This window comes from Streptomyces sp. NPDC017676, from assembly GCF_044329325.1.
GTDB lineage: Bacteria > Actinomycetota > Actinomycetes > Streptomycetales > Streptomycetaceae > Streptomyces.
On sequence record NZ_JBIRJA010000001.1, the window covers coordinates 539748 to 559584 of the forward strand.

General features: G+C 72.5%; 15 protein-coding genes. 12 read left to right on the forward strand and 3 right to left on the reverse strand.

Annotated features, from left to right (window positions below; genetic code table 11):
- The first annotated feature begins 537 nt into the window (after nt 1–537).
- The 5 genes from ACH4LD_RS02395 to holA all read left to right on the forward strand — a co-directional run bounded on the left by ACH4LD_RS02395 (nt 538) and on the right by holA (nt 6730).
- The gene (locus ACH4LD_RS02395) at nt 538–1266 is read left to right on the forward strand and encodes a helix-hairpin-helix domain-containing protein (RefSeq protein ID WP_398053315.1); all 729 of its coding nucleotides are present in this window, start codon (nt 538–540) and stop codon (nt 1264–1266) included.
- 77 nt (nt 1267–1343) lie between these two features.
- Nucleotides 1344–4124 carry a ComEC/Rec2 family competence protein gene (locus tag ACH4LD_RS02400; RefSeq protein ID WP_398053600.1) on the forward strand — a complete coding sequence of 927 codons (2781 nt, stop codon included), beginning with the start codon at nt 1344–1346 and terminating at the stop codon, nt 4122–4124.
- Nucleotides 4125–4379: 255 nt separating this feature from the next.
- Nucleotides 4380–5216, forward strand: a complete 837-nt coding sequence (locus ACH4LD_RS02405) for an arylamine N-acetyltransferase (RefSeq protein ID WP_398053316.1) — start codon at nt 4380–4382, stop codon at nt 5214–5216.
- Between the two features lie 155 nt (nt 5217–5371).
- Nucleotides 5372–5617, forward strand: a complete 246-nt coding sequence (locus tag ACH4LD_RS02410; protein WP_103810761.1) for a hypothetical protein — start codon at nt 5372–5374, stop codon at nt 5615–5617.
- 123 nt (nt 5618–5740) lie between these two features.
- Complete coding sequence (gene holA / locus ACH4LD_RS02415) at nt 5741–6730, forward strand: DNA polymerase III subunit delta (protein ID WP_059261617.1); 990 nt, start codon at nt 5741–5743, stop codon at nt 6728–6730.
- 619 nt (nt 6731–7349) lie between these two features.
- On the opposite strand, the gene rpsT is transcribed toward holA, so the two are convergent.
- Nucleotides 7350–7616, reverse strand: a complete 267-nt coding sequence (gene rpsT / locus ACH4LD_RS02420; RefSeq protein WP_004001350.1) for a 30S ribosomal protein S20 — start codon at nt 7614–7616, stop codon at nt 7350–7352.
- 225 nt (nt 7617–7841) lie between these two features.
- Here rpsT and lepA point away from each other — a divergent pair, with 225 nt between their 5' ends.
- From lepA to ACH4LD_RS02445, 5 genes are all read left to right on the forward strand, one after another.
- On the forward strand, nt 7842–9716 hold the full coding sequence (gene lepA, locus ACH4LD_RS02425) for a translation elongation factor 4 (protein WP_103810762.1): 1875 nt from the start codon (nt 7842–7844) through the stop codon (nt 9714–9716).
- Nucleotides 9717–9976: 260 nt separating this feature from the next.
- A complete protein-coding gene (locus tag ACH4LD_RS02430; RefSeq protein WP_398053317.1) occupies nt 9977–11851 on the forward strand; it encodes an AMP-dependent synthetase/ligase in 1875 nt (624 codons plus the stop codon).
- Between the two features lie 178 nt (nt 11852–12029).
- Entirely contained in the window at nt 12030–13850 is a 1821-nt protein-coding gene (locus tag ACH4LD_RS02435; RefSeq protein ID WP_398053601.1) for a SpoIIE family protein phosphatase, read from the forward strand.
- 54 nt (nt 13851–13904) lie between these two features.
- On the forward strand, nt 13905–15137 hold the full coding sequence (hemW, locus tag ACH4LD_RS02440) for a radical SAM family heme chaperone HemW (RefSeq protein WP_398053318.1): 1233 nt from the start codon (nt 13905–13907) through the stop codon (nt 15135–15137).
- 99 nt (nt 15138–15236) lie between these two features.
- Entirely contained in the window at nt 15237–15815 is a 579-nt protein-coding gene (locus ACH4LD_RS02445) for a Uma2 family endonuclease (RefSeq protein WP_398053319.1), read from the forward strand.
- Here the strand turns inward: ACH4LD_RS02445 and ACH4LD_RS02450 are convergent.
- Both ACH4LD_RS02450 and ACH4LD_RS02455 read right to left on the reverse strand, forming a co-directional pair.
- Nucleotides 15793–16608 (reverse strand): DUF3097 domain-containing protein, encoded by an 816-nt coding sequence (locus tag ACH4LD_RS02450; RefSeq protein ID WP_398053320.1) that lies wholly within the window; start codon nt 16606–16608, stop codon nt 15793–15795. The genes ACH4LD_RS02445 and ACH4LD_RS02450 overlap by 23 nt on opposite strands.
- A 68-nt stretch (nt 16609–16676) precedes the next feature.
- On the reverse strand, nt 16677–17399 hold the full coding sequence (locus ACH4LD_RS02455; protein WP_398053321.1) for an MBL fold metallo-hydrolase: 723 nt from the start codon (nt 17397–17399) through the stop codon (nt 16677–16679).
- A gap of 162 nt (nt 17400–17561) precedes the next feature.
- Between ACH4LD_RS02455 and hrcA the strand changes: the two genes are divergently transcribed.
- Entirely contained in the window at nt 17562–18578 is a 1017-nt protein-coding gene (gene hrcA / locus ACH4LD_RS02460; protein WP_103810768.1) for a heat-inducible transcriptional repressor HrcA, read from the forward strand.
- Nucleotides 18579–19715: a molecular chaperone DnaJ gene (dnaJ, locus tag ACH4LD_RS02465; protein WP_030653759.1), complete on the forward strand. Its 1137-nt coding sequence runs from the start codon at nt 18579–18581 to the stop codon at nt 19713–19715. It abuts the gene before it with no gap.
- Nucleotides 19716–19837 lie beyond the last annotated feature (122 nt).

The window sequence follows — 19837 nt, forward strand, 5'->3', positions numbered from 1 at the left end:
GGGCCGGCCCGTTTCACCCGTGTGAGTGGCGGGGTTTTCCACAACCGGGCGGTCGTCCACCGGAATTCACCAAGATCATCGCGATCGGGTGGAATGCCCCATCCTCGTCGCATGGCACTTCGATCTCGCTCACGCACAGCAACCGCGACCAGCGGCCCCGGCCGTGACCCCGCCTCCGACGGCCGTGTCCGGCAGCGCCGCCCCGCCGGCCGTCGCCATGTCCGCCGCCACCCGTCCGCGCCGGCGGAGGAACTGCGCCGCCGAGCAGAACTCCTCTTCGGCGAACGGGCCGTGCAGTGGCGGGAGTCGGGGAACGCGCCGCCGATCCGGGACGGCTCCGGGGACACACCGACGGCAACGGTGACCGGCCTGGCACCCGGCCTGAGTTCGCCTTCGGGTTCCAGGCGGACGGTGACAGCGGTCACGTCGGTGTCGGGCGGGATCCGGTCGCGGGCAGCGACTGTCACCGCGCCTGAACCGGGCGGTGCGGTGCGGTTGCCGGAGCGGGAGCGGGAGCCCGAATCGGAGCCGGTGTCGGTGTCGGAGGAGCCCAGGGCCCCTGGCTGGCGGCAGCGGGCCGGGCTGGCGCTGCGCGAGCGGATGCCGGTGTGGCTCCAGACCCGGTACGCAGTGGAGCGGCGGGGAGCCGTGGCGCTCGCGGTGGTGCTCGTGGCCGCCGCTGTCTTCGCCGTGCAGCACTTCTGGGCGGGTCGGCCCCAGCAGGTGAGTGCCCCTCAGGTGGTGCGTGCTCAGGCGCCCTTCACCAAGAAGGGTGAGGGAGCGACCGTCGCACCGGCCGTCGGCACGTCGGCGACACCCGGCGCGGAGATCGTCGTGGACATCAGCGGCAAGGTCCGGAAGCCGGGGATCCGGCGGCTGCCGGCCGGTGCCCGGGTGGCCGACGCGCTGCGGGCGGCGGGCGGGGTCCGGCCGGGCGTGAGCACGGAAGGACTGAACCGAGCCCGCTTCCTGGTCGACGGCGAACAGGTCGTCGTCGGCACCCCTGCCGAGGCCGCCGCTTCGCCTGCCCCGGGAGGAGGTTCGCTCACCGGAACCACCGGCACGGGCCCGCCGGCGCCGGTCTCCCTGAACACGGCCACGGCGGACCAGCTCGACACCCTGCCCGGAGTCGGCCCGGTACTGGCCCAGCACATCATCGATTACCGCACCCAGCACGGCGGCTTCCGCTCGGTGGACGAACTGCGCGAGGTCAACGGTATCGGCGACCGCCGGTTCACCGATCTGCGCGACCTGGTACGGCCATGAGCCGCGTGCTCGACGTGACCGGCCCGCGCTCCGAGCCCGAGCGGGATGACACCGCGCGCACCGACCGGAGCGGTCCCATGGACCTGCGCCTGGTACCGCCGGCACTCGCGGCCTGGGCCACGGCGGCCCTGACCGTGGACGCACCGGGGGCCTGGACCGCGGCGATCGCCGCCGTCTGCCTGGTCGGCGGGCTGCTCCTGCTGTCGGTGCGGAGGCCGGGAGGGGCGGGCGGCGCCGGACGGGCTGAGACGGATCTGCCGGCCGATGACGCGGTCGGTGCTCGGCGGACGGCGTCGACAGGGACGGCGGCGACGGAAAGGGCGGTGACGGTCAGGGCTGCGACAGGGACGGCGGTGACGGGGAGAGTTGCGACAGGGACGCCGGTGACGGGAAGGGCTGCGACAGGGAGGGCGGTGACGGGCACGGCGGTGGCGGGGCAGGGGCGCCGGACGGGGCTGGCCCGGTGGGTGCGCGCTCGGTTCGGATGGGCGCGTGCCGCCGTCGCCACGGTGTTGCTCTGCATCGCCGCGGCAGCCGCCTCCGCCGGGCTGCACGGGGCCGACGTGCGACGTGGGCCGGTGCCCGAGCTGGCCCGGCGGTTCGCGACCGTGACCGCCGAGGTCGAGGTGACCGGCGATCCCTGGCTGAGCAGGCCACACGTCCGTGGTGATCACGCGGCCCCCGCCGCGGTGCTGGCCCGGGCCGAGGTGCGCAGTATCGAGGAGGCTCACGGAAGACGTGCGCGGACGCGGACCCCCGTACTGCTGATCGTCGACCCGGATGTCCCAGCACCGGAGGAGAGCGCCGGGGGAAGACGGAGTTCCGGGCCGCCGCCGGACCGTGTCGAACGGAGCGTGGCGGCTGGGCGAGCCGCCTGGCTCGGGCTGCTGCCGTCCACGCGGCTGCGGGTGGCCGGGCGGCTGGCGCCAGGGCTGGCGGGCGGTGACCGGATCGCGGCCGTGCTGCGGGTGCGCGGCCGTCCGGAGCCGCGGATCGTAGCCGGGCCGAACGGGCCGCAGCGTTTGGCGGGACGGCTCCGAGCCGGCCTGCGGGACGCGACCGAAGACCTGCCGGAAGACGCGCGGGCGCTGCTGCCGGGGCTGGTCGTCGGGGACACCTCGCGGATCACGCCCGAGCTGGACCACGCCTTCCAGGAGACGGACCTGGCGCACACGCTCGCCGTCTCCGGCAGCAACCTCACCGTCCTGCTGGCGTTGCTCATCGGCCCGCCCGGCCTGGCCCAACGGGCCGAGCGCCGTGGCCTGGCACCACGCCTGGGACTCTCCCTGCGGGCGACGGCCCTGCTCGCGGGGGCGCTGACACTGGGCTTCGTGGTCGTCTGCCGGCCCGACCCCAGCGTGCTGCGGGCCGCCGCCTGCGGCGCGGTCGCGCTGCTCGCCCTGGCCACCGGGCGCCGGAGATCACTGGTGCCGGCATTGGCCACGGCCGTCCTGCTGCTGGTGCTGTACGACCCGTGGCTGGCCCGCAGTTACGGCTTCCTGCTGTCCGTGCTGGCCACCGGTGCGCTGCTGGTGCTGGCGCCGGGCTGGAGCGAGGCGTTGCGGCGGCGCGGAGTGCGTCCGCGGCTCGCCGAGGCCCTGGCGGCGGCCGCCGCCGCGCAGGCCGTGTGCGCGCCCGTCGTGGCGGTGCTGTCGGCCAGGGTGAGCCTGGTGGCGGTGCCGTGCAACCTGCTGGCCGAGGTGGCGGTGGCGCCGGCGACGGTCCTGGGATTCGCGGCGCTCGCGACGGCGCCGGTGGCGATGCCGGTGGCCAAGGTGCTGGCCTGGTGCGCGAGTTGGCCGGCGCGGTGGATCGCCGGCGTCGCCCGGACCGGGGCGGCGCTGCCGGGCGCGGGAGTGGACTGGCCCGGGAGCTGGCCGGGCGCACTGGCGCTGGCGGTGGTCACCGCGGCCCTCGTCCTGGCCGGCCGGAGACTGCTGCGGCACCCGGGCTGGTGCGCCCTGCTCGGCGTGCTGCTCATGCTGCTGGTCACGCGGCCGGCGCCGCTGACCCGGATGATCATCGGCTGGCCACCGCCGGGCTGGCGGTTCGCGATGTGCGATGTCGGGCAGGGTGACGCGACCGTGCTGGCGGCGGGCGAGGGTGCCGGCGTGGTGGTGGACGCCGGCCCCGATCCGGCGCTGGTCGACGACTGCCTGCGACGGCTGGGCATCACTCGTGTCCCCCTCCTCGTCCTCACCCACTTCCACGCCGACCATGTGGCGGGCCTGCCCGGCGTCCTGCGGGGCCGTGCGGTGGCCGCGATCGAGACAACGGCGTTCGCGGAACCCGCGGAGCAGGCCGAGTTCGTCCGGAGAGAGGCGGCCGAGCGGCACATCCCGGTCACGACCGCCGTCGCGGGAGAGGAGCGGCGCACCGGACCACTCACCTGGCGGGTGCTGTGGCCACCGCCACCGCCAGCACAGGGTCCACGTGTGCCTCCGGTGTGGCAGGGCGCGGGCGCCGGGTGGGAGCCGGAGGGCCCGAACGACGCCAGCGTCGCGCTGCTCGTGCGCACGGGCGGACTGCGGCTGCTGCTGCTCGGAGATCTCGAACCCCCGGCCCAGCAGGCGCTGGTGCGGTCCCCGGCGGGGGAGGAGCTGGCCGGAGTGGACGTCCTGAAGGTGGCCCATCACGGCTCGGCCTATCAGGAGCCGGAGTTGTTGCGCCTGGCGGCACCCAGGGTGGCGCTGGTGTCCGCAGGTGCCGGCAACCCCTACGGTCACCCGGCCCCGGCGACCATGGCCGCGCTGCGGGCCGGCGGCGCGGTGGTCCTGAGCACCGACCGGGACGGCGCGCTCGCCGTCACCGGGACCGGAGGGAGGCACGGGCGGATAGGGGTGACGAGAGAGGACTGACGACGAAGTCAGACGCAGGGAGACGACGGAGGGGACGGAGACGACGGAGGGGACGGAGAGGACGGAGAGGACGGAGGACTGAGAGGAAGGAGAGGAGGCAGAGGACGGAGACGACGGCGAGGACTGGGGACAGGGCGGCGGCGAGCCCCGGAAAGGGCCGGCCCGGGGAAGGGGGGAAAGTAAGGAGGGCCAGGAGAGACGTCGGAGAAGGGACGGCCCGGTGAGGACGGGAAGAGGCTGGAGCAGACTGGGCCCATGACCTCCGTACAGATCGACGCCTATCTCCGTCGACTCGGCCTCGCGCGCCCACCGCAACCCACCAGCGAGGCGCTGCGCGAGCTGCACCTGCGCCATCTGCGGACCGTTCCCTTCGAGAACCTGTCCGTCCACCTCGGAGAGGAGATCACCCTGGAGGAGAAGCGGCTGCTGGACAAGGTGACCGAGGCCCGCCGGGGCGGCTTCTGCTACGAACTGAACGGCGCGTTCGGGACGTTGCTCGCCGCCCTCGGCTACGAGGTGGAACTGCTCGCCGGACGCGTGTACGGGGACGAGGGGCGGCTCGGGATCCCGTACGACCATCTGGCGCTGCGGGTGCGGGCGGCGGACGGGGACACCTGGCTCGCCGACGTCGGGTTCGGGGCGCACAGCCACTGGCCGCTCGCCTGTGCGGAACGCGGGGAGCAGGACGACCCCGGTGGCAGGTTCCGGGTGGTGGACGCGGGACCGGACCCGGCCGGGGTGCGTGGTGGTGCCGCGCCGGGTACCGGGGATGTGGACGTCCTGCGGGACGGCAGGCCGCAGTACCTGCTGGAGACCCGCCCCCGGGCGCTCGGGGACTTCGCGGCCGGCGCCTGGTGGCACAGCACGTCGCCGCGGTCGCACTTCACCCGGTCGCTGGTCTGTTCGCGGCTCACGGAGGACGGCGGGAGGATCACGCTCAGCGGGCGCAGGCTGAGGACGACCACCGTGGACGGCACGCAGGAGACGCGGGAGCTGGAGACGGACGAGGAGGTGCTGACGGTCTACCGGGAGCGCTTCGGCATCGAGTTGAGCTGTGTGCCGACGGTGCGCGACTTCGACCTGAAGGGCTGACGTGCCGAGGGTGCCGAGGAGTCGAGGCGCCGCCCAGCCGGGCTGCCGAAGCCTCGTCGTACGCCTCGTACCTGGTACCTCGTAGGCCTCGTACGCCTCGCTCCCGGGGACCGACCTGCCCCTTCGTCTCACCCCCGGTGCCGGAGAATGGCCCCGTGAGTGATGTGAGACATGTGCTGGTGCTGCCCGATCGCGACGCCGCCGAGGAGGCGGCCGAAGCGCTCGGGGAGAGGTTCGGGATCGACGAGGAACCCCGGCTGGTCCGGGACGCGCTGGCCGGCGAGGACGACGCCGAGGACGCCCAGTGGCTGGTGGTGCTGCGGGACGAGGGCAAGCGGCTCGACCCGGCCGAGCTGGACGCGTTCGCGGGGGAGTGGGACGGCTGGCGCGAGGAGCCGTGACCCCGGAGCCCGGCGCGGCGCTCGCGTCGGGGCCGGCCCCGAGACGTACTCAGGGTCCGCTCCGGGACCGGTCAGGGTGCCGGGAGCGCTTCGTTGTCAGTACCGCGTGGGATGCTGTAAGCGATGGCCAGGAAGACTGCGAATGACGACCCTCTCGCCCCGGTGACCCTCGCCGTGGGCCAGGAGGACCTCCTGCTCGACCGTGCCGTGCAGGAGGTGGTGGCCGCCGCCAAGGCCGCCGACGCCGACACGGACGTACGCGACCTGACCCCGGACCAGCTGCAGCCCGGCACACTCGCCGAGCTGACCAGCCCGTCGCTCTTCGCCGAGCGCAAGGTCGTGGTCGTACGCAACGCGCAGGACCTGTCCGCCGACACGGTCAAGGACGTGAAGGCGTACCTCGGTTCGCCCGCCGAGGAGATCACGCTGGTGCTGCTGCACGCCGGCGGCGCCAAGGGCAAAGGGCTGCTGGACGCCGCGCGCAAGGCGGGGGCGCGGGAGGTGGCCTGCCCGAAGATGACCAAGCCGGCGGACCGGCTGGCCTTCGTGCGGGGGGAGTTCCGTTCGTCCGGGCGGTCGGCCACGCCCGAGGCGTGCCAGACGCTCTGTGACGCGATCGGGAGCGATCTGCGGGAGCTGGCCTCGGCGGTCTCGCAGTTGGTCGCCGACGTGGAGGGGACGATCGACGAGGCGGTCGTCAGGCGGTACTACACCGGGCGTGCCGAGGCGTCCAGCTTCACGGTCGCCGACCGGGCCGTGGAGGGCCGGACGGCGGAGGCGCTGGAGGCGCTGAGATGGTCGTTGGCGACGGGCGTGGCGCCGGTGATGATCACCAGTGCGCTGGCGCAGGGCGTGCGGGCGATCGGGAAGCTGTCCTCGGCCCGGGGCGGCCGGCCGGCCGATCTGGCGCGTGAGCTGGGCATGCCGCCGTGGAAGATCGACCGGGTACGGCAGCAGATGCGGGGCTGGACGCCGGACGGGGTCGCGGTGGCGCTCAGGGCGGTCGCCGAGGCGGACGCCGGTGTGAAGGGAGGCGGGGACGACCCCGAGTACGCGTTGGAGAAGGCGGTCGTGACGATCGCCCGGGCCGCCCGCTCCCGCGGACGCGGATAGCCACAGCCGGGACCAGCTCCGCGAGGAGCGTGGAGAAAGGCGACTTCCTCCGGGCCCGATCCCGGAGGAGGCGGCCAAACCCCTGGGTCCCGGCCCGCGAGGGAGTGGTCAAACCCCTGGGCCCCGGCCCGTGAGCGAGAGCGGCCGACCCCTGGCCCCACTGCCGGGGGGGAGGGCCCCCAGCCCTGGAGCTGCGCCCCGAACGCTCCGCATACCCCGCATACCCAGGCCGGCCTCGCCCCGGAACAGCCAGCCGACCGCCCCGGGGCAGGCTCCCCCTGAGCCCCGCCCCCGATCCGCTGAGCTCCGCCCCCGATCCGCGCCCTAGATCCCTGTGCCCGACCTCCGCCTCTGATCCTCTCCCCGAAGCCCCCGACCCCCGCCCCGAAAAGGGAAGCCACCCACCCCCTGGGCTTCCGTTCCGGCAGAGGCAGGAGACAGCCGAAAACCCCGGCCCCCGCCCTGGGGAAGGGCGAGGGGACCGGGGTTCTCGGGTCAAAGCTGGTGAGCCCGTTCCCGCGTGGCGAACGCAGGCCGCGAACAGGCTCGGGGTGCCGGGCGGGAGCGGATGAGAGAGGGCCCGCTCTGGGTCCTTCCGGCGGTCAGATCAGAAAGGGGTTCAGCCCTTGAGGGACGCGACCTTGGAAGCAAGCGCCGACTTCTTGTTGGCGGCCTGGTTCTTGTGGATGACGCCCTTCGAGACGGCCTTGTCGAGCGCACGCGCGGCAGCGCGCTGCAGCTCGGTGGCCTTCTCGACGTCACCCGCGGCAGCGGCCTCACGGGCCTTGCGGATCGCGGTCTTCAGGGAGGACTTGACGGCCTTGTTGCGCAGCCGAGCCTTCTCGTTGGTCTTGATCCGCTTGATCTGGGACTTGATGTTCGCCACGAAGGAGCCTTTTCAGGTTCAGGCGCGGGGCCGCGGGGGTCCCGTACCGGTGATCCAAAATTATCTGTCGTGCCTCGCGCTGAGAGGGCATGAGGCACAGCCATCTACAGTACCAGTGGCCCTCCGGACGGCCCAAAACGGCCCCCGGTCCCTGCGCGTGGGACCATGGAGACTACGTAACGATCCGACCCGAGGCATAAGGCGCCTCAAGAGACAGGACCCTGCGTGCCCGCGACCCCTAACCATGTGCCCGAGCCGAGCCGTACCGACCCGGCTCTGATCCGCAATTTCTGCATCATCGCGCACATCGACCACGGCAAGTCCACTCTCGCCGACCGGATGCTCCAGCTGACCGGTGTGGTCGAGCAGCGGCAGATGCGTGCTCAGTACCTCGACCGGATGGACATCGAGCGCGAGCGCGGCATCACGATCAAGTCCCAGGCGGTGCGTCTGCCCTGGGCCCCGACCGAGGGCCCCGACCAGGGCACGACCCACATCCTCAACATGATCGACACCCCGGGGCACGTCGACTTCACCTACGAGGTCTCGCGGTCGCTCGCCGCCTGCGAGGGGACCATCCTCCTCGTCGACGCCGCCCAGGGCATCGAGGCGCAGACCCTCGCCAACCTCTACCTGGCGATGGAGAACGACCTCACGATCATCCCGGTGCTGAACAAGATCGACCTGCCGGCCGCCCAGCCGGAGAAGTTCGCCGAGGAACTGGCGAACCTGGTCGGCTGTGACCCGGCGGACGTGCTCAAGGTCTCCGCGAAGACCGGGCTCGGCGTGGACGCGCTGCTGAACAAGGTCGTCAAGGAGATCCCGGCGCCGGTCGGGGTCGCCGACGCCCCCGCCCGCGCGATGATCTTCGACTCGGTCTACGACTCCTACCGGGGTGTCGTGACCTACGTCCGTGTCATCGACGGCCAGCTCAACAAGCGCGAGCGCATCCGGATGATGTCGACCGGCGCCACGCACGAGCTGCTGGAGATCGGTGTCAACTCGCCGGAGATGCTGCCGGCGGACGGCCTGGGCGTGGGTGAGGTGGGCTACCTCATCACCGGTGTGAAGGACGTCCGGCAGTCGAAGGTCGGTGACACCGTCACCAGCCAGCACAAGGGCGCGACGGAGGCGCTCGGCGGTTACAAGGACCCGAAGCCGATGGTCTTCTCGGGTCTGTATCCGCTGGACGGCTCCGACTACCCGGAGCTGCGCGAGGCGCTGGACAAGCTCCAGCTCAACGACGCCGCGCTGGTCTACGAGCCGGAGACCTCCGCCGCCCTCGGATTCGGCTTCCGCGTCGGCTTCCTCGGCCTGCTGCACCTGGACGTGATCCGGGAGCGGCTGGAGCGGGAGTTCGGCCTCGACCTGATCGCCACCGCCCCCAACGTGGTCTACCGCGTGATCATGGAGGACGGCACCGAGCACACGGTCACGAATCCGAGCGAGTTCCCCGAGGGGAAGATCGACGAGGTCTTCGAGCCGGTGGTGCGGGCGACGATCCTCGCGCCCACCGAGTTCATCGGCGCGATCATGGAGCTGTGCCAGACCCGGCGCGGCACGCTGCTCGGCATGGACTACCTCTCCGAGGACCGGGTCGAGATCCGCTACACGCTCCCGCTCGCGGAGATCGTCTTCGACTTCTTCGACCAGCTGAAGTCCAAGACGCGCGGATACGCCTCGCTGGACTACGAGCCCACGGGCGAGCAGTCGAGCAGCCTGGTCAAGGTCGACATCCTGCTGCACGGCGACAAGGTGGACGCGTTCTCGGCGATCACCCACAAGGACCAGGCGTACGCCTACGGCGTGCGGCTCGTCGCCAAGCTCAAGGAGCTGATCCCGCGGCAGAACTTCGAAGTGCCGGTGCAGGCCGCCATCGGTTCCCGGGTGATCGCCCGCGAGACCATCCGCGCCATCCGCAAGGACGTCCTCGCCAAGTGCTACGGCGGTGACATCTCCCGTAAGCGGAAGCTGCTGGAGAAGCAGAAGGAAGGCAAGAAGCGGATGAAGATGGTGGGTTCCGTGGAGGTTCCGCAGGAAGCCTTCATCGCCGTGCTGTCCAGCGATGACAGCGCGGGGTCGGCCAAGGGCAAGAAGTAACCAGGGGTAACTACTGGTGACGCCCGTAAACCGGGCATGTGGGGGCCCGTCGTGCGAAAGTGCGGCGGGCCCTACGCGTGCGTAACGTCGCTCTGAGTGGAAAGTGACAGGCCGAGGCCCCTTACGCAGCGGGCGGTCGCCCCTTACCCTGATGCCTGCTCGATAGTTACTCGCGAGTTAAACAACAGCCCGAAACCCCACCGTGAGTTAACCCAGCCGCACCGAGTCAGCCGCACCGTCGCGGGCCCCCGGAGGATGTCGTGAGCGACACACAGACCCTGATCGAGAACCGTCCGCCGTCCGTGGCGGCCCTCTTCCTGGAGCGCGTGGCGGCGACACCCGACGCCGAGGCCTACCGCTACCCCGTCCCGCCGTCCGCCGGGCAGGGCCCCGACGACTGGCAGTCGCTCAGCTGGGCGCAGGCGGCCGACCGGGTGTACGCGATCGCGGCCGGGCTCATCGACCTGGGCGTCGAGCCCGAGCAGCGGGTGGCGCTCGCCTCCTCCACCCGCGTCGAGTGGATCCTGGCCGACCTCGGCATCATGTGCGCCGGCGGTGCCACCACCACCGTCTACCCGCAGACCAACGCCGACGAGTCGGCGTTCATCCTCTCCGACTCCCAGAGCCGGGTGCTGATCGCCGAGGACGCGGCCCAGCTCGCCAAGGCCGTCGAGAAGCGCGCCGAGCTGCCGGACCTGACGAAGGTCGTCGTCATCGACCCGGCCGGCGTGGAGACGGACGACTGGGTGATCACCCTCGCCGAGCTGGAGCGGCGCGGTGCCGCCTACCTGGAGCAGCACCCCCAGCTGATCAAGGAGCGGGTCGGCGCGATCGGCAAGGACCAGCTCGCCACCCTCATCTACACCTCCGGCACCACCGGCCGCCCCAAGGGCGTGCGGCTGCCGCACGACAACTGGGCCTACATGGCGAAGGCCATCGCCGCGACCGGTCTGATCAGCGGCGAGGACGTGCAGTACCTGTGGCTGCCGCTCGCGCACGTCTTCGGCAAGGTGCTCACCTCCGGGCAGATCGAGGTCGGGCACGTCACCGCCGTGGACGGCCGGGTCGACAAGATCATCGAGAACCTTCCGGTGGTGCAGCCGACGTACATGGCGGCCGTGCCGCGCATCTTCGAGAAGGTCTACAACGGCGTCGCGGCCAAGGCCCGTGAGGGCGGCGCGGCCAAGTACAGGATCTTCCAGTGGGCCGCCGAGGTCGCCCGCGAGTACGCCAAGGCCAGCCAGGACAACTTCCGGCGCACCGGCACCGCCTCCGTGCCGTTCGGGCTCGCCGCCAAGCACAAGGTCGCCGACACCCTCGTCTACGGCAAGCTCCGCGAGGCCTTCGGCGGGCGGCTGCGGGCCTGCGTCTCCGGCGCCTCCGCGCTCTCCCCGGAGATCGGCTACTTCTTCGCCGGCGCCGGCATCCACATCCTGGAGGGCTACGGCCTCACCGAGACCTCCGCGGCCTCCTTCGTCAACCCCGGCGAGGCCTACCGCACCGGCACGGTCGGCAAGCCGCTGCCCGGCACCGAGGTTCGCATCGCCGACGACGGCGAGATCCTGCTGCGCGGCCCCGGCGTCATGGAGGGCTACCACAAGCTGCCCGAGAAGACCGCCGAGGTGCTGGAGTCCGACGGCTGGTTCCACACCGGGGACATCGGCGAGCTCTCGCCCGACGGCTACCTGCGCATCACCGACCGCAAGAAGGACCTCATCAAGACGTCCGGCGGCAAGTACGTCGCCCCGGCCGAGGTGGAGGGGCAGTTCAAGGCGGTGTGCCCGTACGTCTCCAACATCCTCGTGCACGGCGCCGACCGGAACTACTGCACCGCCCTCATCGCCCTGGACGAGATCGCGATCCAGGAGTGGGCGAAGGAGAACGGGCTGGAGGGCAAGTCGTACGCCGAGATCGTCGCCGCGCCGCAGACGGTGGAGATGGTCGACGGGTACGTGCGGGAGCTCAACTCCGGGCTCCAGCGCTGGCAGACCATCAAGAAGTTCCGGCTGCTGCCGCGGGACCTCGACGTGGAGCACGGGGAGATCACGCCGAGCCTGAAGCTGAAGCGGCCGGTGGTGGAGCGGGAGTACAAGCACCTCATCGAGGAGATGTACGCCGGTACGAAGGAGGCGTAGCGCGGTCCCGGAGGGGTGGCTCGGGGGCCGTCGGCCGCCGCGTGCGCGTCGTGGTTGTCCGCGCGGTTCCCCGCGCCCCTTTTCCTGCTCGCCCGCGCCCGAAACGTTCCGTCTTCTGGTCACTTCCGTGACTCAGTGCTTATAGGTGCCCCCTGTCTGTCACCCTGACCGCATGGATATGGCGGCCATACCCACGCAACGGGACAGCGGCACCCAGCCCGGTGAGACGCGGGGGCGGGCCACGCTGCCCGGGAGCCCCCTCGCTCCGGGCACGGCCCGCGCGCTCGTGCGGGCCGCGCTGGACGCGATGCCCGGGGTCTGCGCGCGGCTCGCCGACGACGCCATGGCCGTCGTCAGCGAGCTGGTCACCAACGCCGTCGTGCACGCCGGCACCGAGGTGCAGGTCGAATGGCGGCTGGAGGACACCGGCGCGCTCGTGGTCGAGGTGCGCGACCAGCACCCGTCCCGCGCCCCGCGGGACGCCACGAGCGGCGAGGCGCCGTACGACACCCCTGAGTACGGGCGCGGACTGCGCCTCGTCGCCACGCTCGCCGAGTCCTGGGGCGTCACCTACCGCACCGGCGCCAAGACCGTCTGGGCGCGGCTGCCCCCGGGCGGCAGCGAGGCCCTGGACGGACCCGGCCCCGACCCCGCCCTGGAGGTCGCCGAGGACCTGGCCCCGCAGCCGCACCGCGCCGAGGGCGACCGCGACTGGCTCGGCCGGGGCGCCCTGTCCTTCCTCGCCGAGGCGTCCGACCTGCTCGCCGGACAGCTCGACGAGAACCTGGTCGCCGCGCTCACCGGCCAGCTGATCGTGCCCCGGCTCGCGGACTGGTGCGCGGTCTGGCTGGAGGACGAGGCGACCGTCCGGGGCGGCGCCGGTGGCGGACCGGCCCGGGTCTGGCACGCCAGCGAGACCCGGATCGAGGAGCTGCGGTGCGCCCTGGAGAAGGAGCCGCCGTGCCCGCCGGGCGGGCTGCGCTCCGGCCCCGAGCCCTACCCCTGGCCCGGCCACGCGCTCGGCCCCCAGGGCGCCCACGGGACGGCGCTGTCGTACCGGCTCATCGCGGGCGGCCGACCGCTCGGCACGCTGGTCATCGGCCGGTGCGGGCTGATGGGCTTCCCGGACGAGATCACCGGGCTGGTGGAGGACCTCAGCCGCAGGGTGGCCCTGGCCATCGGCGCGGCCCGCCAGTACGCCCGCCAGGCCACCATCAGCGCCGTCCTCCAGCGGGGCCTGCTGCCCGGCGCCGTCGCCGAGATCCCCGGCGTGCGCAGCGCGCTGGTCTACGAGCCCTGCGACAAGGGCGGCCCCAGCGGCGACTTCTACGACCTGTTCCCGGCGGGCGACGGCCGCTGGTGCTTCGCGGTCGGCGACGTCCAGGGCAAGGGCCCGGAGGCCGCCGTGGTGATCGGCCTCGCCCGCCCCTGGCTGCGCCTGCTGGCCCGCGAGGGCTACCGGGTCGCCGATGTCCTGGACCGCCTCAACCAGCTCCTCCTGGACGACGCCACCGAGGCCGCCGACGCCGCCGCCCGCGCCCTGGTCGCCGTCGGCGGGCGGCCGCTGGCCACCGGGGAGGGCCCGCAGACCCGCTTCCTCTCCCTCCTCTACGGCGAGCTGACGCCGTACGACGGCGGGGTCCGCTGCACCCTCGCCTCGGCCGGCCACCCGCTGCCGCTCGTCCTCAGCCCCGACGGCACCGTGCGCACCGCCGCCCGCCCGCAGACCCTGCTCGGCGTGGTGGAGGACGAGACCTACACCAGCGAGACCCTCGACCTGCGCCCCGGCGACAGCCTGCTGTGCGTCACCGACGGCGTGACCGAGCGGCGCTCCGGCACCCGCCAGTTCGACGACGGCGACGGCCTCGCCCGCGCCCTGTCCGGCTGCGCCGGGCTCGGCGCCGAGCTGATCGCTGAAAGGATCCGCCGCCTGGTCCACGACTTCGGCGGCGGCCTGCCCGAGGACGACCTGGCCCTGCTGGTGCTGCAGGCGGAGTGACGCCCACGGTCGCTCCAGGCGGAGCAACGCCCACGGTGCTGGACAATGGAAGGCATGCCTTCCGCACTCCCCGACGGCGAGCCCGTCCCCACCGACGGCGCGCTGCCCGCGCACGCGCTCGCCGGGGCCGCCGACCGCCCGCTCGGTTTCTACCTGCACGTCCCGTACTGCGCGACCCGCTGCGGCTACTGCGACTTCAACACCTACACCGCGACCGAGCTGCGCGGCACCGGCGGAGTGCTCGCCTCCCGCGACAACTACGCGGACACGCTGACCGACGAGATCCGGCTGGCCCGCAAGGTGCTGGGCGACGACCCGCGCGAGGTCCGCACGGTGTTCGTCGGGGGCGGTACGCCGACGCTGCTGGCCGCCGACGACCTCGTACGGATGCTGGGGGCGATCCGGGACGAGTTCGGGCTGGCACCGGACGCGGAGATCACCACGGAGGCGAACCCGGAGTCCGTCGACCCCGCCTACCTCGCCACCCTCCGCGCGGGCGGCTTCAACCGGATCTCCTTCGGCATGCAGAGCGCCAAGCAGCACGTGCTGAAGGTCCTGGACCGCACGCACACCCCCGGCCGCCCCGAGCGGTGCGTCGCGGAGGCGCGGGCGGCGGGCTTCGAGCACGTCAACCTCGACCTGATCTACGGCACGCCGGGCGAGAGCGACGACGACTGGCGGGCCTCCCTGGACGCCGCCCTCGGTGCCGGCCCCGACCACATCAGCGCCTACGCGCTCATCGTGGAGGAGGGCACCCAGCTCGCCCGCCGCATCCGCCGGGGCGAGATCCCGATGACCGACGACGACGTCCACGCCGACCGGTACCTGATCGCCGAGGAGATGCTGGGCGCGGCGGGCTTCGACTGGTACGAGGTCTCCAACTGGGCCATCTCCGAGGCGGGCCGCTGCCTGCACAACGAGCTGTACTGGCGGGGCGCGGACTGGTGGGGGGCCGGGCCGGGGGCCCACTCGCACGTCGGCGGGGTCCGCTGGTGGAACGTCAAGCACCCGGGCGCCTACGCGGCGGCCCTGGCCTCCGGCCGCTCCCCGGGCGCGGGCCGGGAGCTGCTGTCCGACGAGGACCGGCGCGTGGAGCGCATCCTGCTGGAGCTGCGGCTGCGGGAGGGGGTCCCGCTGTCCCTCCTGAAGGAGGAGGGGCTCGCGGCCTCCCGGCGCGCGCTGGCGGACGGACTCCTCCAGCAGGGCCCGTACGAGGAGGGGCGGGCCGCGCTGACCCTGCGCGGGCGGCTGCTGGCGGACGCGGTGGTGCGGGACCTGGTGGACTGATCACCCCGGCGGGTGAATCCCCCCGGAACGCCGGTTCGGTCCCTAACCTGGTTCGTAGGCTGCCGCCGATGGGACGCGGCGGATGTGGAGGCCACGGAGATGACCGCTGTGGACGAGCGTGGGATGGCCAGGTACCTCGACGAGTTCGAGCCTCCCGAGGGCGTCAAGGCCGAGCTTCTCCGAGGAGTCATCGTGATGATGGCCAGCCCCGATCTGGTGCACAACCTGATCGTGCTGCACACACAGCGGCAGATGCCCCTTGAGCGGTGGTACCCCCTTCAGACCCAGGACGTCGACATCGCCGGTGAGTCGAGCGAGCCGGTGCCGGACCTGGTGGTCCTCTCGCCCGACGTCCTGCCGAGTTCGGGGCGGCTGCTGCCCAGTCGGCTGATCACGATGGTGCTGGAGGTCGTCTCGAAGTACAGCGTCCACCAGGATTACGTGGTCAAGCGCTCGATCTACGCGGCGGGGAAGATCCCTGCCTACCTCGTCGTCGACCCGATCATGGCCCAGTGCGTTCTGCTGACGAAGCCGGCGGGCCAGGGGGAGGACGCCGACTACCTCAGCCAGGAGATCGTCAAGTTCGGCGATCCGGTGTCCCTGGAGGTTCTCGGGGTCGAACTGGACACGACCGAGTTCGGAACGTTCCCCGACGTCAGGCCCCACCGCTACCCGTGACGAAGTCGATCAGCTCCTCCACCCGCCCCAGCAGTTCCGGCTCCAGGTCCTTGTAGGACCCCACCCGCTTCAGGATCGCCTGCCACACCGCCCCGGTGTTCTCCGCCGGCCAGCCCAGCGCCCGGCACACGCCCGTCTTCCAGTCCTGCCCCTTCGGCACCGTCGGCCACGCCTCGATGCCCAGGGCCGCCGGCTTCACCGCCTGCCAGATGTCGATGAACGGGTGGCCGACCACCAGCGCGTGTTCGCTGGTCACCGACTGCGCGATGCGCCACTCCTTGGTCCCCGGCAGCAGGTGGTCGACCAGGACGCCCAGACGCGCGTCCGGGCCCGGGGCGAAGTCGGAGACGATCGACGGCAGGTCGTCCACGCCCTCCAGGTACTCCACGACCACGCCCTCGATCCGCAGGTCGTCTCCCCACACCTTCTCGACGAGCTCGGCGTCGTGCCGGCCCTCCACGTAGATGCGCCCGGCGCGGGCCACGCGCGCGCGTGCCTGGGGGACGGCGACCGAGCCGGAGGCCGTACGGGTGGGACGTACCGGCGCCGAGGAGGTGGGGCGGACCAGCGTCACCACGCGGCCCTCCAGCAGGAAGCCGCGCGGCTCCAGCGGGAACGCGCGGTGCTTGCCGAAGCGGTCCTCCAGGGTCACCGTGCCCGCCTCGCAGCGGATCACCGCGCCGCAGAACCCGGTGCCGGGCTCCTCCACCACCAGACCCGGCTCGGCCGGGACCTCGGGGACGGACTTCTGCTTCTTCCAGGGTGGGGTGAGGTCGGCGGAGTACTGGCGCATTCGGATGACGATAGGAGAAGCCGGTTCCGAAGGCCCACGACACGCCGGGAACCGATGGGAAGAGCCGCTCAGATCACGCCGAACCGCGTTGCCAGGGCGTCCCGTTGGCGGCGGACGAACCCCGCGTCCACCACCGCGCCGTGACCGGGCACGTACAGCGCGTCCTCGCCGCCGAGCGCCAGCAGCCGGTCCAGGGCGTCCGGCCAGCGGGACGGGACCGCGTCGGGGCCCGCCTGGGGCTCGCCGGACTCCTCCACCAGGTCGCCGCAGAACACCACCTCCGGATCGCCCGGGACCAGCACGGCCAGATCGTGCGCCGTGTGGCCGGGACCCACGTTGGCCAGCAGCGCCTGGCGGCCGTCGCCGAGGTCCAGCGTCCACTCGCCGGAGACCGCGTGGCGGGGCGGGACCAGCGCGTCCACCGCCTCGTCGGCGTCGGCCGCCGGCAGCCCGTTGCGGATCGCGTCGAGCCGCAGGTCCGCGCGCTCGTACGCGAACACCGCGTCCAGGCCCACCGCCCCGTACACCTCGGCCCCGGCGAACACGGCGGCGCCGAAGACGTGGTCGAAGTGGGGATGGGTGAGCGCGAGATGGGTCACACGGCCGCCCGCCAGCTCCTCGGCCCAGCCGCGCAGCCGCGCCCCCTCCGCGAGGCTCGAACCGGCGTCCACGAGCAGTGCCGTACCCTCCCCGAGGACCAGTCCCGCCGTGCAGTCCCAGCCCGGCAGCCGGCACCGGCCCACCCCCGCGGCCAGCCGCTCCCACCCCAGCTCTTCCCAAGTCACGGTCATACCCGCGACGCTAGCGGTACGAGCCGGTACGGCGGCACGACCTTGCCCAGGGTGTACCCGGCAGCCGTACACTGGGCCGGGGAACGCTGGCACTCGCGAGGGAAGAGTGCCAGGCGGACGACCCGCAGGGACGAGGGGACGACGTGCTGGAGGTGCGCGCGAATGCTGAGTGAACGCAGGCTTCAGGTTCTGCGCGCCATCGTCCAGGACTACGTGGGCACCGAGGAGCCGGTCGGTTCCAAGGCGCTCACCGAGCGACACAACCTCGGCGTCTCCCCGGCGACCGTCCGCAACGACATGGCGGCCCTGGAGGAGGAGGGGTACATCGCCCAGCCGCACACCAGCGCGGGGCGGATCCCCACCGACAAGGGCTACCGGCTGTTCGTGGACAAGCTCGCGGGCGTGAAGCCGATGACCGCGCCGGAGCGGCGGGCCATCCAGAACTTCCTGGAGGGCGCCGTCGACCTCGACGACGTCGTGGCAAGGACCGTGCGGCTGCTCGCGCAGCTCACCCGGCAGGTCGCCGTCGTGCAGTACCCGTCCCTGACCCGGTCCACGGTCCGGCACGTGGAGCTGCTGTCGCTGGCTCCCGCGCGCGTGATGCTCGTGCTGATCACGGACACCGGCCGGGTCGAGCAGCGGATGGTCGACTGCCCGGCGCCGTTCGGCGAGGCCTCGCTGGCGGATCTGCGGGCGCGGCTCAACAGCCGGGTCGCCGGCCGCCGGTTCACGGACGTGCCGAAGCTGGTCGAGGACCTCCCGGACGCCTTCGAGCCGGAGGACCGCGGTACGGTCTCCACGGTGCTCTCCACTCTTCTGGAGACACTCGTGGAGGAGAACGAGGAGCGGTTGATGATCGGCGGCACCGCCAATCTGACCCGCTTCGGACATGACTTCCCCCTCACGATCCGGCCCGTCCTGGAGGCCCTGGAGGAGCAGGTCGTGCTCCTCAAGCTCCTGGGCGAGGCGAAGGATCCGGGCGTGACCGTGCGCATCGGCCACGAGAACGCCCATGAGGGACTCAACTCCACCTCCGTCGTGTCGGTCGGCTACGGTTCGGGCGGCGAGGCGGTTGCCAAGCTCGGCGTGGTCGGACCGACCCGCATGGACTACCCGGGAACGATGGGAGCGGTACGCGCAGTGGCACGGTACGTCGGACAGATCCTGGCGGAGTCGTAAGTGGCCACGGACTACTACGCCGTTCTCGGCGTGCGCCGCGACGCGTCGCAGGATGAGATCAAGAAGGCGTTCCGCCGGCTCGCGCGCGAGCTGCACCCGGACGTCAACCCGGACCCGAAGACCCAGGAGCGGTTCAAGGAGATCAACGCCGCTTACGAGGTGCTGTCGGACCCGCAGAAGAAGCAGGTCTACGACCTCGGCGGCGACCCGCTCTCCCAGTCGGGCGGCGCGGGCGCGGGCGGCTTCGGGGCCGGCGGCTTCGGCAACTTCTCCGACATCATGGACGCGTTCTTCGGTACGGCGTCGCAGCGCGGGCCCCGCTCGCGCACCCGGCGCGGCCAGGACGCGATGATCCGGATCGAGGTCGAGCTGGACGAGGCGGCCTTCGGGACGACCAAGGACATCCAGGTCGACACGGCCGTCGTCTGCAACACCTGCAACGGCGAGGGCGCGGCGCCCGGCACGTCCGCCCAGACGTGTGACATGTGCCGCGGCCGGGGTGAGGTCTCCCAGGTCACCCGGTCCTTCCTGGGCCAGGTCATGACCTCCCGGCCGTGCCCGCAGTGCCAGGGCTTCGGCACGGTCGTCCCGACCCCGTGCCCGGAGTGCGCCGGCGACGGCAGGGTGCGCTCGCGGCGGACGCTCACCGTCAAGATCCCGGCCGGTGTCGACAACGGCACCCGGATCCAGCTCGCCGGTGAGGGCGAGGTCGGCCCCGGCGGCGGCCCGGCCGGCGACCTGTACGTCGAGATCCACGAGCTGCCGCACCCGACGTTCCAGCGGCGCGGCGACGACCTGCACTGCACGGTCACGATCCCGATGACGGCGGCGGCCCTCGGCACGAAGGTGCCGCTGGAGACGCTGGACGGGCTGGAGGAGGTCGACATCCGGCCCGGCACCCAGTCCGGCCAGTCGATCCCGCTGCACGGCCGGGGCGTCACGCATCTGCGCGGCGGCGGCCGGGGCGACCTGATCGTGCACGTCGAGGTGACCACGCCGACCAAGCTGGACCCGGAGCAGGAGCGCCTGCTGCGCGAGCTGGCCAAGCTCCGGGGCGAGGAACGGCCACAGGGCCAGTTCCAGCCTGGTCAGCAGGGCCTGTTCTCGCGGTTGAAGGACGCGTTCAACGGGCGCTGACGTGGGCCGCGGGAGTGGCTGGGGGTCCGGGGGTGTCCCCCGGGCAGGCCGCTGAGCGGGGTCGTGCGGGGTGCTTCGGCGCCCCGTATGCCGTGGGCATGTGCCAGGGGATGCCCGGATTC